The sequence below is a fragment of the Microvirga sp. HBU67558 genome, from assembly GCF_018069605.1.
GTDB lineage: Bacteria > Pseudomonadota > Alphaproteobacteria > Rhizobiales > Beijerinckiaceae > Microvirga > Microvirga terrae.
In genome coordinates, this window is the sequence record NZ_JAGPUP010000561.1 from 108,634 (window position 1) to 123,376 (window position 14,743).

Genomic DNA, 14,743 nt, shown 5'->3' on the forward strand with positions numbered 1-14,743 from the left:
GGCGGTCAACTGCCATGCACACCCTGAACCCGCTGATTTTGTAGATGCATGCAGTGGGGCAGGACCGACGTTTCCCCCTGCGTTTGACTTGCGCGGTGATGGCACAAAGGCACCGGAAATTATGGGATTGTTTCCTTCTTGCGCGCCTCCTCCGCAGCCACCAACCCTGACCGCGCCGGCGCGGCCCGCTTCGCCGCAGCGGGCCAGTCCGGATGGGTAATGATCCTGCGATGGGGACAGCACTAGAGCTTCGGCAGACCCGGCGATGTGCAGGGCGCCAGCGGCCGAGGGCGACGCGGCGATTGTCTCAGATGAACAGGAAGTCGTCGGCACCGAGCATCGTGCCCGGCTTCACCTTCAGAAGTTCGATGCCTTTGGCTTTGCCGGAGCCGTCCACATCCAGGTAAACAATGCCGCTCTTCCTGTTGTAGAAGACGTAATCGTTGGAGCCATCGGGGCTGTCCCCTAGCTTCGTGCCGACGTCGAAGAACTTCTTTTGAAGCTTCTGGCCTTTCGTGAAGATCTTGTCGAAGCCGACGTCCTTCTTGCCGCGCTTGTCGTCAGAGCCATTTTTCGGGAGCCCGTCGCTCGTCTTGGCCCCCTTCGCCTTGAATGCTTTCAAAGCCGAAAGGCTGATCTGGATGCTATCATCGGCGGAGTTGAAATCCGCGATGTGATCGAAATGCCCTTTCTTCAAGGGAGTATCGAAGACGAATACGTCGTGGCCGTCGCCGCCGTAGAGCTTGTCCTTGCCGGCGCCGCCGTTGAGCGTGTCGTCACCGGCGAAGCCGTAGAGTGTGTCGTTGCTCGACAGGCCTGTGATCAGGTCCGCTCCCGCGGTGCCCAGGAAACCGTCGCGCGCTGGCGCGGCGTTCCGGATGTCGATCGCATCGGACACGCCGACGATCAGTTTGGTCGTGTAGGTGTTCCCGTCGGAATCTTTGACCTCAACCTCGATCTGGTGCGACTTTGCCGTCGAGTAGTCGAGCAGAGAGCCGTCCTTTACGACAAGATTGCCGTCCTTGATAGCGAAGCGTCCGCCGGCGTCGTCCGTCAGGGTATAGGTGAAGGTGTCGTCGTCATCGGGATCGAATGCCCAAAGGGAACCGATCACGGTGCCAGTCTACGCATGCTCGACCACGGAACTGTCCGACAGGATGATCTCGGTCGGAGCCGTATTGTCCGTCACCGACACCGTGAGGGTCGTCGTCGCGACGACGGTGCCGAGATCTCCCGTCGCGGCAATCTTGAACGTGAACCGGTTGAGGGCATCGTTCTCGTAATCGAAGAGGCTGCTGCCGTCGCCGCTGACGTTGTTCCTGACGACCAGCACCCAGTTCAGGATGCCTTCCTGGGACATTGGCTTGATTTCGAAGCGGCCGCTGCCCGGATCGATCAATCTGAAGGTGGCGTTCTCGCTGGCACCCTCTCCGGTAATGCCGATGAAGCCCACGATCGTGCCGACCTGGGGATTCTCGATGACCGTCGAGTTCGAAAGAAAAACCGTCGCCATGTTGCCTCCAGGAACCCGGGCCCATCACCATGTTCGCCGATGAGATCATCCGGCAGGTCCAATGAGAAATGATACATCATTGCGTTATGTGATCAAGTCGGCCGGTTTGCCTAAGACAGTTGTCTGGGGACGGGTAATCAGGAGGCCTTGCGCCTGCGCGCCGCGATGCCTGCGACTAGGTCGGTGATATGCCCGATCGAGGATGCCGCGAGAGGCAGTCTTTCCGGCTTGCCTTTCTCGAGACGCGGCGCCGGGGCAACCGCGCCCGAGAACCCGAGCTTCGCCGCCTCCTTGAGCCGCGCCTGTTCCTGGGCGACTGGCCGGATGGCCCCGGAGAGGCCCATTTCGCCGAAAAAGACCGTGTCGGGCGGGAGCGGATTGCCGGAGAGCGATGAAACCAGTGCCGCTGCGGCTGCAAGGTCCGCGGCAGGCTCGGTGATGCGCAGGCCCCCGGCGACGTTGAGATAGACGTCGTGCATGCCGAGCTTCAGGCCGCCATGCGCCTCCAGCACGGCGAGAACCATGGACAGGCGGCTCTGGTCCCAGCCGACCACGGCGCGACGCGGGGTGCCGAGCGACGACGGGGCCACGAGGGCCTGGATCTCCACGAGGAGCGGGCGGGTACCTTCCATGCCGGCAAAGACCGCCGTTCCCGGCGTGGCCATGTCGCGGCCGGCCAAGAACAGCTCGGACGGGTTGGAAACCTCGCGCAGGCCCTGGTCGGACATCTCGAAGACGCCGATCTCGTCCGTGGGGCCGAAGCGGTTCTTCACCGCGCGCAGGATCCGGAAATGGTGGCCCGTGTCGCCCTCGAACGACACCACCGCGTCGACCATGTGCTCGACCACGCGGGGACCGGCGATCTGCCCGTCCTTGGTTACGTGGCCGACCAGGATGACGGCGGTTCCGGTGGTCTTGGCGAAGCGAATCAGCGCCTGAGCGGAGCCGCGCACCTGGGTGACCGTGCCGGGTGCCGACTCGACCGTCTCGGTCCACATGGTCTGGATCGAGTCGATGATGGCCAGCGCCGGCGGACGCCCCTGGCTCAAGGTGGCGATGATGTCCTCGACATTGGTCTCGGAGGCGAGCTCGACCGGCGAATGGCCGAGGCCGAGGCGCTCGGCCCGCAGCCGCACCTGCGCGACCGCCTCCTCGCCCGAGATGTACGCGACCCGTTCGCCCCGGTTGGCCAGCGCGGCGGAAGCCTGCATGAGGAGGGTCGACTTGCCGATGCCCGGATCGCCGCCGAGCAGGATGATCGAGCCATGCACGAAGCCACCGCCGGTGACCCGGTCGAGCTCGGCGATGCCGGAGGGCGTGCGCGGCGCCTCCTTGGTCTCTCCCGAAAGGCCCTCGAGCGGAAAGATGCGGCCCTTGGCGCGCGACGGACGGGTCGAGACCGGGCCTGCCATCGGGGACGCGGAGCCTGCCTCCTCGGCGATGGTGTTCCAGCCGCCGCAGGCCTCGCACTTGCCTTTCCAGCGGTTGTAGACCGCGCCGCATTCCTGGCACACGAAGGAGGGGTGACGCTTGGCCATCAGCCCTGGCCTCCATGGTAGGCGCGGGCGTAGCGGGACCCGAGACCGGTCAGGATCTCATACCCTATGGTGCCGGCCCGGCGGCCGACCTCGTCGACGGTGAGATCGCCTCCGATCAGGGTCACGGTGTCGCCGCGCCGGATCTCGTTCTCGGGCACGTCCGTCACGTCGACCGTGATCAGGTCCATGGAGACGTTGCCGGCGAACGGGCAGGGGCGGCCGGCCACGAGGGTCATGCCGGCGAGCAGCTCGTCGCCGCTTTTGCCACGGGCACTCGCCGCGCGCGGAAAGCCGTCCGCATATCCGACCGAGAGGGTCGCGATGCGGCACCTCGCGAGCGCGAGCCAGCGGCCGTTGTAACCGACCGTATGATCGGCCTCGACCCAGCGCAACTGCACGATGCGGGCCTCGAGGCCCACGACCGGCTTCATGGGATTGACCCGATCCGGGGTCGGGTTGCCGCCGTAGAGCGCATAGCCCGGGCGCACGAGATCGTAGCCGGGCCTGTCGGCGAGGAAGATCCCGGAAGAATTCGGGAGCGATGCGGGAATGCCGGGGAGGGACGACCGCACGGCCTCGAAGGCCTCGATCTGCTGGCCGTTCAGCGGATTGCCGCTCTCCTCGGCGCTGACGAAATGGCTCATGAGAAGAGTGGTCTCGAAATCCTTCAGCTCCGTCCGGTCCCTGAGGGTCAGACCCTGAGGAACCGTGAGGCCGAGGCGGTTCATGCCGGTATCCACGTGAATCGCGGCTTTGAGGTTCCGGCGTTGAGCGCGGCAGAAGCCCGCCCATTCCTCGATTTCCTCGAAGGACCCCAGAACGGGACGCAGGTCGAACTCGGCATAGGTCGGGCCGGTGCCTGAAAACAGGCCGTTCAGCACGTAGATCGCGGCGCCGGGCGCCGCAGAGCGGACGCGGATCGCCTCGCTCAGATGCGCCACGAAGAACGTGCGACAGCCGGCGCCCGCGAGGGCCGGGACGGCCTGCTCGATGCCGATGCCGTAGGCGTTCGCCTTGACCACGGCGGCGGTCTCCGCGCCGCTGGCATTGTCACGCAAGGTGCGCCAGTTCGACGCGAGAGCATCGAGATCGACGTGGAGGATGCCGCCGGCGGCGGTCTCGGGGATGCTGCCGGCGGCGGTGATGTGGGAGGTGAGCTGGGTCAATCGCCAATCCGTTCGGGAAGTTTGTCTTCATCCGCAAGGTCGGTGAAGCGGGTGATGTCGGCCTGGAAGGCCAGCTGCACGGTGCCCGTGGGACCGTGACGCTGCTTGCCGATGATGACCTCGGCCTTGCCGTGGACCTGATCCATTTCCGACTGCCACTTGAAGTATTCCTCGGTGCCGGGCTTCGGCTCCTTGTTCTTCAGATAGTACTCTTCGCGGTAAACGAACATCACCACGTCGGCGTCCTGCTCGATCGAGCCCGATTCACGAAGGTCGGCGAGCTGCGGCCTCTTGTCGTCGCGGGCTTCCACCTGACGGGAGAGCTGGGACAGGGCGATGAGCGGGACGGCGAGCTCCTTGGCGAGCGCCTTGAGCCCCGTCGTGATCTCGGTGAGCTCCTGCACGCGGTTCTCGCCCTTTTTGGCGGACCCGGACAGGAGCTGGAGGTAGTCGACGATCAGGATGTCGAGGCCGCGCTGACGCTTCAGGCGCCGGGCGCGGGCGGTGAGCTGCGCGATGGAGATGCCGCCGGTCTGGTCGATGTAGAACGGGATCGACTGCATCTCGCGGGCGGCTTCCGTGATCTTGTAGAAATCGTCCTCGCGCATGTCGCCGCGGCGGATCTTGTAGGACGGCACGCCCGACTGCTCGGCGATGATGCGGGTCGCCAGCTGCTCGGCGGACATTTCGAGGGAGAAGAAGCCCACGATGCCGCCGTTCACGGTCTTCAGATGGCCGTCCTGCTGCTTCTCCGCCCGGTATGCCTTGGCGATATTGAACGCGATGTTCGTCACGAGCGAGGTCTTGCCCATGGCCGGGCGCCCGGCCAGGATGATCAGGTCGGAGGGCTGAAGGCCACCGAGAGACTTGTCGAGGTCGATCAGGCCCGTGGAAACGCCGGAAAGCGCCCCTTCTCGTTTGTAGGCGGCCGCCGCCATGTCGATCGCTGAGGTCAGCGCGTCGGAGAAGCGCTGGAAGCCGCCGTCGGCGCGGCCCGTCTCGGCAATCGCGTAGAGGCGCCGCTCGGCCTCCTCGATCTGCTCGCGCGGCGAGTTCTCGACCGGCGCGTCGAACGCGTTGTTGACGATGTCCTCGCCGATATTGATGAGGTTGCGGCGGACCGCCAGGTCATAGATCGTGCGACCGTAATCCTCGGCGTTGATGACCGTGGTCGCCTCGGCGGCGAGACGGGCGAGGTACTGGGACACGGTGATCCCGCCGAGATCCTGGTCGCCCAGGAAGGTCTTCATGGTGATCGGCGTGGCGATCTTGCCGGCCTTGATCAGGCTCGTCGCCACCTCGTAGATGCGCCGGTGCAGGTCCTCGATGAAGTGGCCGGCCTCGAGGAAGTCGGAGACCCGGTAATAGGCGTCGTTGTTGACCAGAATCGCACCCAGCAGAGCCTGTTCGGCCTCGATGTTGCTGGGGGGCGTCCGAAACTGCGGCTCGGCGGTTTCGAGGCGGGCGATCAGGGCATTGGCGGTGGCCATCTGGCGCTCCGGAAACAAGAAAGGGTTAGAGTCTCTTAGACTGCAATTGGTGTCCTAAAGGTTGCCGGGCGGACACGAAGCCGGGACTCTCCCGATCTGTCCTCGCTGTCCTCGATTCTCACACCGTTCCTCTCTCTGCGGGCGTCGCAGCTTGACTCTCGCGGTAAGCCTCGAACCCAAAAGAAAAACGCTCCCCGTCGAATCGACGGAGAGCGCGATTTTAGAACAAATCAAGAACCTGAGCAATCGCTCCAGCTTGGATCTCCACACCTGCCGTCATGGCCGGGTTGGTCCCGGTGATCCCGATCGCTCGATGCGCCATGCGCCTCGGATCGGGATCACCGGCACAGGGCCGGCACTGGCGAGGGGGAGAAGCTTCCGGCAGTGTCTCGACCCCGCCGGAACCGACAGCGAACTCTCAGAGCTCCTCGTCGCCGCCGGCCTCGGCCAGAGCAGCGCCGACCTCGAGGCCGAGGTCGTCCAGGTTGGTCTCCTCGCGGGTCGTGACCTGCTCGCCGCGGGCCTGACGCTCGGCTTCCTCGGGGCTGCGGGCGACGTTGATCGTCACCTGAACCTCGACCTCCGGATGGAGGGAGACCGGCACGTTGTGCAGGCCGATGGTCTTGATCGGCTGGTTGAGGACGATCTGGTTGCGATCGACCGTGAAGCCGTTCTCGGTCATGATCTCGGCGAGGTCGCGGGTCGAGACCGAGCCGTAGAGCACGCCCGTCTCTCCGGACTGGCGCAGGATGATGAAGCTCTGGCCGTTCAGCTTCTCCCCGACGGTCTCGGCTTCCTTGCGGCGCTCGAGGTTACGGGCCTCGAGCTGGGCGCGCTGGGCCTCGAAGTGCTTCTTGTTGGAATCCGTGGCGCGCAGGGCCTTGCCGCGCGGCAGGAGGAAATTGCGTGCATAGCCGGAGCGGACCTTCACGGTCTCACCCATCTGACCGAGCTTTGCGACGCGCTCGAGAAGGATCACTTCCATGGTTGTCTCCTTTAGGTTCGTGATCAGGTGGAAAGGGTTGGCGGTTGGTTCGGACGCGAGCCGAAGCGGCGACGCAGCCCGAAGACGGTGTCGGCAATGCCGAACAGGGCGAGGGCGACCATCAGGATGCCCTGGGTGACGAAGATCAGCACGTAGAGAGCCGACAGGATGAAGGAACGGCCCGACTTGCCCCGCGTGCGGTCGTGGATCGCCGCGAGGCCCTGGAGGGCGAAGGCCATGAGGAACGCGCCCGAGAGGGCCATTCCCAGGGCGCCGATGAAGCCCTCGAAGCTGGCCACCACGAGGGAGCCGATCAGGATCAGCCCGGCTGAGCGCGGCATCACGAGTTCCGGGACCGACGGCCAGGGGCGCGGCAGACGCTTCGAGGCCTGCACGATCCGGGCGGCCGCCCAGAGGTAGAGCGCCAGCACGGTGGCGAAGCCCTGGGCCGACAGAAAGGGCGTCAGGCGGGCAAAGATGCCGACGAGTTCGTCGCGGGTCTCCGTGTCGAGCGCGCCGGGTCCCGAGGTGCTGAACTGCGAGTTCACGAAGGCCTCGGCCACAGCACGGGCGTTGTGGTCGAAGGCGCCGAAATCGCCCCCCGTCGAGATCACGCCCGCCGCCATGATGGTGAGCGCGGCCGTCGCGGCGATCCAGGCGAGAAGCCGGCCGACCGGATACCATTCCATGGTCCCGTCCGCTCCGGGACGCCCGAGAAGGGAAAGATAGGACAGCCACCAGGCGGGAAGGGCGGTGATGAGGGCGAAGCCCAATCCACTGAGCGGGGACAGGATCAGAGCAATCGCGAGGCCGCCCACGACGGCCGCGACGAGGCCGGACCGGTGGTCCCAGCCGAGCGACACGATCAGAACGGGGATGGGAGCCAGGAGATACAGCACGGCAGCCAGCGGCGTCGCCTTGACGACCACTGCGGTCAGAAGGGCCGATACGAGCCCCGCGCCTATGCCTGTCGCAACAAAATTCATCGTCTCGCTGTCCCGCTGCTCATGGCAGGGTTAGGGGTCTGGCCCCAACTGACCCGGCGGATTCGCACCGCTAGGCGATCTTGGATGAGGGGGGCGGGCCGCACGAGGCGGCCCGCCGAAGTCTTGCTTAGCGGATCACGTAGGGCAGGAGGCCCAGGAAGCGGGCGCGCTTGATCGCCTGGGCGAGCTCACGCTGCTTCTTGGCCGACACGGCCGTGATGCGGGACGGAACGATCTTGCCGCGCTCGGAGATGTAGCGGGACAGGAGCTTCGTGTCCTTGTAGTCGATCTTCGGCGCGTTCGGGCCCGAGAACGGGCAGGTCTTGCGACGGCGGAAGAAGGGACGACGGCCGCCGCCAGCGGCGCCACCGGTTGCACCAAATGCCATGACTTACGCCTCCTCGCCTTCGCTGCTGCCGCCTTCGAAGCCGCCGCCGTCGCGCTCACGGCGCTCGCGGTCCTTGCGCTCGTCGCGGTCGCGCTTCTGCATCATCACGGACGGCTCGGTCTCGAGCTCTTCCACCTTGATGGTCATGAAACGAAGGATGTCTTCGTTGATGCGCATCTGACGCTCCATCTCGGCCACGGCCGGAGCCGGAGCGTTGAGGTTGAACATCGTGAAATGCGCCTTGCGGTTCTTCTTGATGCGGTAGGCGAGGGACTTCACGCCCCACATCTCGGTCTTGTCGACGCTGCCGCCGTTCTGCTCGATGACGCCCTTGTACTGGTCGACCATTGCTTCGACCTGCTGCGGGGTGACATCCTGGCGAGCCATGAAGATATGCTCGTAGAGAGGCATAGTGGGCCTTTCTCAGGTTTGAGGTTCAAGCCTCGGCACTGTTTTCAAGAGTGTCTTGGCCGTTTCGCGCGTCCGATCGGCGCCAAGCCCTTCGAGCCTGCAAGGCCCGAGCGGTTGTCGAAGGCGGAGACACGGGACGACGGAGCCGAAACTCCTGCATGGCCAAGCCATACCGTCCGTTCAGCCCCCGGCCGGAGCGAACGCGAAGGGGCCGCTATAGTCGATTTGGACCAGGAAGGCAAGGGATGTCCGGCCACGGGCCGACAACGTCATCAGCCCTCGTGCCGGTGATCCCGGCAACCCCGAAACGCCGCGCTCTTTCGACCGGGATGGCCGGCACAGGGCCGGCCATGACAACGAGGGGGCCTTCCCAAGCCGCCGCTCGGACGATTTGCCGTTGATAGCGCATCCGCGGACCGATGGAACCCTGGTCAACGGATCCCCTTAGGCTAAAACACCCTTATGAAAGCTCCTCCTCTCCGCCTCGGCGTCAACATCGACCACGTCGCCACCGTCCGGAATGCCCGCGGCGGCCATCACCCGGATCCGGTCCGGGCCGCGCATCTCGCCGTCCTGGCCGGTGCGGACGGCATCACGGCCCATCTGCGCGAGGACCGGCGCCATATCCGCGACCAGGACATGGAACGGCTCAAGCGCCAGCTCTTCGTGCCGCTGAATTTCGAGATGGCCGCCACTTCGGAGATGGTCGCGATCGCGACCCGCATTCATCCCCACGCGGCCTGTCTCGTGCCGGAGAAGCGGGAGGAACGCACCACCGAAGGGGGCCTCGACATCATCGGCGCCCATACCCATCTGCGTCCGGTGATTCAGGAACTGAAAGCCGAGGGCATTCGGGTGTCCCTCTTCGTCGAGCCGGAGATCGCCGTCATGGATGCCGCCTGCGACCTGCAGGCGCCGGTGGTCGAACTCCATACGGGAACCTATTGCGAGGCCATCGCCGAAGGCGACCAGGCCCGGATCGCCCATGAGCTGGAGCGGCTGCAGCGCGCCGCCGAGCACGGCGCGAGGATCGGCCTCGAGATCCATGCCGGGCATGGCCTCGCCCTCGACTCGGTCCGCCCTGTCGCGGCGATTCCCCAGATCGTGGAGCTCAACATCGGCCATTCCCTCGTCGGTGAGGCCATCTTCGTCGGCCTCGACGAGGCGGTCAGGGCCATGCGGGTGGCGATGGACGAGGGCCGGGCACAGGTGCCGGCGTGATTCTCGGCATCGGGTCCGATCTGTGCGACATCCGGCGCATCGAGAAATCGCTCGAGCGCTTCGGCGAACGCTTCACTCATCGCATCTACACCGAGGGGGAGCGGGCGAGGAGCGACCGCCGGGCGGCCCGGGCGCCGTCCTATGCCCGCCGCTTCGCCGCCAAGGAGGCCTGCGCCAAGGCCCTGGGTACGGGCTTGAGCCACGGGGTCTTCTGGCGCGACATGGAGGTGGTCAACCTTCCCACCGGACGGCCCACCATGCGCCTGACGGGCGGCGCCCTGGAGCGTCTCGAGGCCATGACGCCGGCCGGCCACAGGGCGGTGGTGCACGTCTCCCTGACCGACGATCCGCCCATGGCGCAAGCGTTCGTGATCATCGAGGCGCTTCCGGCCTGAGCGGGCCGCGTTGCGGCAGGACGCCGCTTGGGTTAGAGCATGGCCGCCGCGGAACGGGCTCCGATCCGCGGCACCGACTGCAGTAAGGATTGATTCTTTCGAGAGTGGTTTGCCCCTGGGGCTGAGGTGCAAACCCCTCTCGACCTGCCACACGGACGAGGACGGCTCCGGCCGCCGGAGTCCAAGAGCATAGGTCGACAGACGTGAGCGAAAAAAGCAGCAAGTACGTGGGTAGCAGCGCGAAGAACGAAGAAGGCGGCATCTGGGAGACCATCAAGGTCATCGTCCAGGCCCTTCTGATCGCGGTCGTCGTGCGCACCGTGCTCTTCCAGCCCTTCAACATTCCGTCGGGATCCCTCATCCCGACCCTTCTCATCGGCGACTACCTGTTCGTCTCCAAGTATTCCTACGGGTACTCCAAACATTCGATCCCGTTCAGCCCGGGCCTCTTCTCCGGCCGCATCTTCGGGTCCGAGCCGAAGCGGGGCGAGATCGCCGTGTTCAAGCTGCCCAAGGACAACTCGACCGACTACATCAAGCGCGTGATCGGCCTGCCGGGGGACAAGATCCAGGTGATCGGCGGCGTGCTGCACATCAACGGCCAGCCGGTCCAGCGCGAGCGGGTGGAGGATTACAAGACCACCGACCTCTACGGCCGCACGATCTCGGTGCCGCAGTACCGGGAGACGCTGCCCGGCGGCGTCGCGCATTTCGTCATCGAGCGCGACGGCGACCGCGGCTACTGGGACAACACCAACGTCTACACGGTGCAGCCCGGCCATTTCTTCATGATGGGCGACAACCGGGACAACTCGACGGATTCCCGGGACGAGGCCAGCGTCGGGCAGGTGCCGTTCGAGAATCTGGTGGGCCGCGCGGAGATCATCTTCTTCTCGATCGACGAGAGCGCCTCCCTGTGGCGTCCGTGGGAATGGCCGCAGAAGATCCGCTGGAACCGTCTCTTCGAGCGGATCCGGTAAGCCGTGAAACGTCGCAAGCCGAACCTCGACGAGCTTCTGAAGAAGCTCGACTACCGCTTTGAAAAACCGGAGCTCCTCGACGAGGCGCTGACCCATGTCAGCGCCCCGCAGGCTGCGGGCCAGAGCTATCAGAGGCTGGAATTCCTCGGCGATCGCGTCCTCGGCCTCTCCATCGCCGAGCTGCTCTACAGGACCTTTCCCGGCGCCCCCGAGGGCGAACTCTCCCGGCGTCTGGCGGAGCTGGTGCGGCGCGAAAGCTGCGCCGAAGTGGCGATCGCCTGGGACGTGGGGCCTCATCTCAAGCTCGGCGCCGGCGAGGCGCATTCGGGCGAGCGGCGCAACCAGACGATCCTGGCGGACGTCTGCGAGGCGATCATCGGGGCGGTCTTCCTCGACGGCGGCTACGAGGCCGCCCGGAGCCTTGTGGAGCGCTCGTTCCAGACCCTGCTGGCGGCGCCCCGGCGCCCGCTTCGCGACCCGAAGAGTGCTCTGCAGGAATGGGCACAGGGCAGAGGCCTGCCACCGCCGACCTATACTATCGCCGAGCAGTCTGGCCCGGACCACGCGCCGAAGTTCCGCATCATGGTGACGGTGAAGGGAACCGAGGGCGAATTCGGCCAAGGCGCTTCGAAGCGCGTCGCGGAACAGGCGGCGGCGCGAAGCCTTCTCTTGAGAGAGGGCGTCTGGACGGAGGAAGAGCATGGAACAGCCTGAGCAAACCACCACGAAGGCCGGTTTCGTCGCTCTCATCGGGGCGCCCAACGCGGGCAAGTCGACCCTGCTGAACTCGCTCGTCGGGTCGAAGGTCTCCATCGTGTCGCGCAAGGTGCAGACGACCCGCGCCCTGGTGCGCGGCATCGCCATCGAGGGCGACGCGCAGATCGTGTTCGTGGACACGCCCGGCATCTTCAAGCCGAAGCGCCGCCTCGACCGCGCCATGGTCACGTCGGCCTGGGGCGGCGCGGGCGACGCGGACGTGATCGCCCTTCTGCTCGACGTGCGCAAAGGCATCGACGAGGAGGCCGAGGCCATCCTCGACAAGCTCCCTGAGCTGAAGCGCCCGAAGGTGCTGATCCTCAACAAGATCGACCTGATCGAACGCTCGAAGCTTCTCGAGCTCGCCTCCAGGCTGAACGAAAAGGTGCCCTTCGCTCATACCTTCATGATCTCGGCCCTGAAGGGTGACGGCATCCAGACCCTGAAACGGCAGCTCGCCGAGATGATGCCGGAGGGGCCCTGGCTCTATCCGGAAGACCAGATCTCCGATGCGCCGCTGCGGATGCTTGCCGCCGAGATCACCCGGGAGAAGATCTACGAGCGGCTTCACGAGGAACTGCCCTACCAGTCCACGGTCGAGACCGACCAGTGGCAAATGCGCCCCGACGGCTCGGTGCGCATCGAGCAGACCGTGTTCGTGGAGCGCGACAGCCAGCGCAAGATCGTGCTCGGCAAGGGCGGCCAGACCATCAAGGCCATCGGCCAGGCGGCCCGCAAGGAGATCGCCGAGATCGCCGAGAGCCCCGTACACCTCTTCATCTTCGTGAAGGTGCGCGAGAACTGGAGCGACGATCCCGAGCGCTACCGGGAGATGGGCCTGGAGTTCCCGCGGGGTTAAGCCTTGTAGGCCGTCCTCAGCCCGCCCCAGTGGCGTCCGAGGACGCGGATCGGGGCATCGACCTCCTGCATCATGACGATCTTGCCGCCGCCCATGTCGCGGGCATAGGCCTGCACGATGAAGGGCCGGGTGGACCGGGCCGCCGTGATGCCGGCCCGGTCGTCGAAGATGCGCCGGTTGCGGGCGTTGGCGGCGTTCCACACCGGGTCGGACGGACGTTGGGGCTGCGAATAGAGCCTGTTGTGGACCGGGATGTAGCCGTTGCGGTCGATGGCGAGGCAGAACGCCATCGCCGGGTCGGAGGCCAGAACCTTCTCCAGGATCGGCGGCAGGATCCGCTCGAAGACGGGAAGATACGCGGTGGCGTATTGGACCGGATCGGTGCCGGGAACCGGCCTGTACTGCGTGTCGAAGACCGCTTCCCGCGGCACCATGCCGTCCGATACGGCCCGCTCGATGACCGCCTCGACCTGGCGGGCGGTGTCCTGCGCCAGCAGGATGCGCGGCGCATAGGCCGCTTCCACCTGGGCGATGAAGCCGTCGATGCGGGCGCGGGTCTCGTCATCGCATCGCTCGAACGCACCATGGATGCCCATGGTGCTCGTCGCCACGACGCGCAATCCGGCTTGGCCGATCTGCGCGACCTCGATTGCGCCGATCTCGCCGGGTTCGACGCGCAGGTCGCCGGTTGCGGCCAGCAGGACGCCGCCCTGGCTGATGTCGATCAGACGCGTCGAGGCGCTGCGTGTGCCGATCCGCAGGGTCGCCGGGCGGTCGACGGGCAGGCGGTCCGAACGCCGCCGGTCGCCGAGCTCGCTCTGGCGCATCACCGTGACGAAGCGCTGCCCCAAGGCCTTCGCCAGCCCGTCGGCGGTCTTCGTCGCCCGGTCGGCCTGGTGGGCCCTGCGGCCGGCCTCGAGGGAGATGCCGTCCACGTCCCCCGCGCACGCGCTGACCTTGCCGACACTGGAGGACGTCAGGCCCGCCAGGCGGGATGCTTCACCGATGGCCGCATTCTGCTCGCCGACCGCATGGCGGACCGTCTCGAAGACCGGGCCGACCCCCTGGATCACCTCCACCACCTCGGCGACCGCGCCGGTCGAGGCCTGCGCCGTCTCGCGCAGGTGGTCGATCCGCCGGCGGATGTCGTCGGCCGCGCGTGCCGTCTGGGTGGAAAGGGCCTTCACCTCGGACGCCACGACGGCAAATCCCTTGCCGGCCTCGCCCGCGCGCGCCGCCTCGATGGTGGCGTTCAGCGCCAGCAGGTTGGTCTGCCGGGCCACCGTCGAGATGGTGTCGACGATCCCGACGATCTCCGCGGTGGCGGCGGAGAGCTGCGTGATGAGGTCGCTCGCCTTGCGGGCCGCCTCGACGGCGTTGTCGATCCGCTGGCTGGCATGATCCATCGCGCGGCCGATTTCGGCCGACGTGACGGCGAGCTCTTCCGTCGAGGACGCTAGCGAGAGGGTCTCTTCGGAGGCGGTCCGGCCCGACGCGGCGAGCTCTCCGGCATGGGTCCGGATGGCCGCGAGGTCCTTCTCGACCGCCGCGACGTCCGCGGCCGCGACCGCGATGGCCTGCGTGACGCCGTCGATCGCTTTCAGGACGTCGGATTCCAGCGAATCCAGAATGTCCGGGTCGAGACGGTTCTCGCGCACGGCTGCCGCCGCATGTCCTTCCGGGATCATCGGAACGACGTTGTCCGAAGAATCCGTGTGTGAAGCGCGCCGCAATAGACCCAACATCGCTGCCCCCATGCCTTATGTTCTTGACCAAACGTCACGCTAAAAGGTTAAAGAAGGCAGAATACTTGAGGGATCTTCTCCTAAGGTCTTAGACGACCAGTATTGCGTTCGCCGCTTTACGATCGACCTGTGCGGAAAGGGATAAATTCTGGCATTCCGCAAGACGTCCCACAATCCTTTGAAACATGTTAGTTTTCATGGATTTCGCACATCGTCTCAACGCAACCAGATCAGCCGTAAGGCTTTATCCTCAAAGGATAGTAGGAAGGCGCGTTGCATCCGGTGAAACCTTCCAGAAGTAGCCCACCAG

Annotated in this window: 15 protein-coding genes; 5 read left to right on the forward strand and 10 right to left on the reverse strand. The window is 65.8% G+C overall.

What is annotated here, in order from left to right; genetic code table 11:
• Window positions 1-307 precede the first annotated feature (307 nt).
• From KBI52_RS33200 to rpsF, 9 genes are all read right to left on the reverse strand, one after another.
• Window positions 308-1,114, reverse strand: coding sequence for a hypothetical protein (locus KBI52_RS33200; protein ID WP_210812617.1), 807 nt, complete (start codon window positions 1,112-1,114; stop codon window positions 308-310).
• 9 nt (window positions 1,115-1,123) lie between these two features.
• Complete coding sequence (locus tag KBI52_RS29960; protein ID WP_210812618.1) at window positions 1,124-1,513, reverse strand: hypothetical protein; 390 nt, start codon at window positions 1,511-1,513, stop codon at window positions 1,124-1,126.
• Between the two features lie 137 nt (window positions 1,514-1,650).
• Window positions 1,651-3,051, reverse strand: a complete 1,401-nt coding sequence (gene radA / locus KBI52_RS29965; protein WP_210812619.1) for a DNA repair protein RadA — start codon at window positions 3,049-3,051, stop codon at window positions 1,651-1,653.
• The gene (gene alr, locus KBI52_RS29970) at window positions 3,051-4,217 is read right to left on the reverse strand and encodes an alanine racemase (protein WP_247654720.1); all 1,167 of its coding nucleotides are present in this window, start codon (window positions 4,215-4,217) and stop codon (window positions 3,051-3,053) included. Before alr ends, radA begins: the two co-directional genes overlap by 1 nt.
• On the reverse strand, window positions 4,214-5,707 hold the full coding sequence (locus KBI52_RS29975; RefSeq protein WP_210812620.1) for a replicative DNA helicase: 1,494 nt from the start codon (window positions 5,705-5,707) through the stop codon (window positions 4,214-4,216). The genes alr and KBI52_RS29975 overlap by 4 nt, the downstream gene beginning before the upstream one ends.
• Window positions 5,708-6,125: 418 nt before the next feature.
• Entirely contained in the window at window positions 6,126-6,692 is a 567-nt protein-coding gene (rplI, locus tag KBI52_RS29980) for a 50S ribosomal protein L9 (protein WP_173950440.1), read from the reverse strand.
• Between the two features lie 23 nt (window positions 6,693-6,715).
• A complete protein-coding gene (locus KBI52_RS29985) occupies window positions 6,716-7,678 on the reverse strand; it encodes a DUF2232 domain-containing protein (RefSeq protein WP_173950441.1) in 963 nt (320 codons plus the stop codon).
• 127 nt (window positions 7,679-7,805) lie between these two features.
• Window positions 7,806-8,066, reverse strand: a complete 261-nt coding sequence (gene rpsR / locus KBI52_RS29990; protein WP_036353512.1) for a 30S ribosomal protein S18 — start codon at window positions 8,064-8,066, stop codon at window positions 7,806-7,808.
• A gap of 3 nt (window positions 8,067-8,069) precedes the next feature.
• Window positions 8,070-8,477 (reverse strand): 30S ribosomal protein S6, encoded by a 408-nt coding sequence (gene rpsF / locus KBI52_RS29995; protein ID WP_173950442.1) that lies wholly within the window; start codon window positions 8,475-8,477, stop codon window positions 8,070-8,072.
• 462 nt (window positions 8,478-8,939) lie between these two features.
• On the opposite strand from rpsF, the gene KBI52_RS30000 reads away from it, so the two are divergent.
• From KBI52_RS30000 to era, 5 genes are all read left to right on the forward strand, one after another.
• Entirely contained in the window at window positions 8,940-9,698 is a 759-nt protein-coding gene (locus tag KBI52_RS30000; protein WP_210812621.1) for a pyridoxine 5'-phosphate synthase, read from the forward strand.
• Window positions 9,695-10,093 carry a holo-ACP synthase gene (gene acpS, locus KBI52_RS30005; RefSeq protein ID WP_210812622.1) on the forward strand — a complete coding sequence of 133 codons (399 nt, stop codon included), beginning with the start codon at window positions 9,695-9,697 and terminating at the stop codon, window positions 10,091-10,093. The genes KBI52_RS30000 and acpS overlap by 4 nt, the downstream gene beginning before the upstream one ends.
• 203 nt (window positions 10,094-10,296) lie before the next feature.
• Window positions 10,297-11,073: a signal peptidase I gene (gene lepB / locus KBI52_RS30010; RefSeq protein WP_173950445.1), complete on the forward strand. Its 777-nt coding sequence runs from the start codon at window positions 10,297-10,299 to the stop codon at window positions 11,071-11,073.
• A gap of 3 nt (window positions 11,074-11,076) precedes the next feature.
• Entirely contained in the window at window positions 11,077-11,787 is a 711-nt protein-coding gene (gene rnc / locus KBI52_RS30015; RefSeq protein WP_210812623.1) for a ribonuclease III, read from the forward strand.
• Complete coding sequence (gene era / locus KBI52_RS30020) at window positions 11,774-12,688, forward strand: GTPase Era (protein ID WP_173950447.1); 915 nt, start codon at window positions 11,774-11,776, stop codon at window positions 12,686-12,688. The genes rnc and era overlap by 14 nt, the downstream gene beginning before the upstream one ends.
• Here the strand turns inward: era and KBI52_RS30025 are convergent.
• A complete protein-coding gene (locus KBI52_RS30025; RefSeq protein WP_210812624.1) occupies window positions 12,685-14,376 on the reverse strand; it encodes a methyl-accepting chemotaxis protein in 1,692 nt (563 codons plus the stop codon). The genes era and KBI52_RS30025 overlap by 4 nt on opposite strands.
• Window positions 14,377-14,743: the final 367 nt, after the last annotated feature.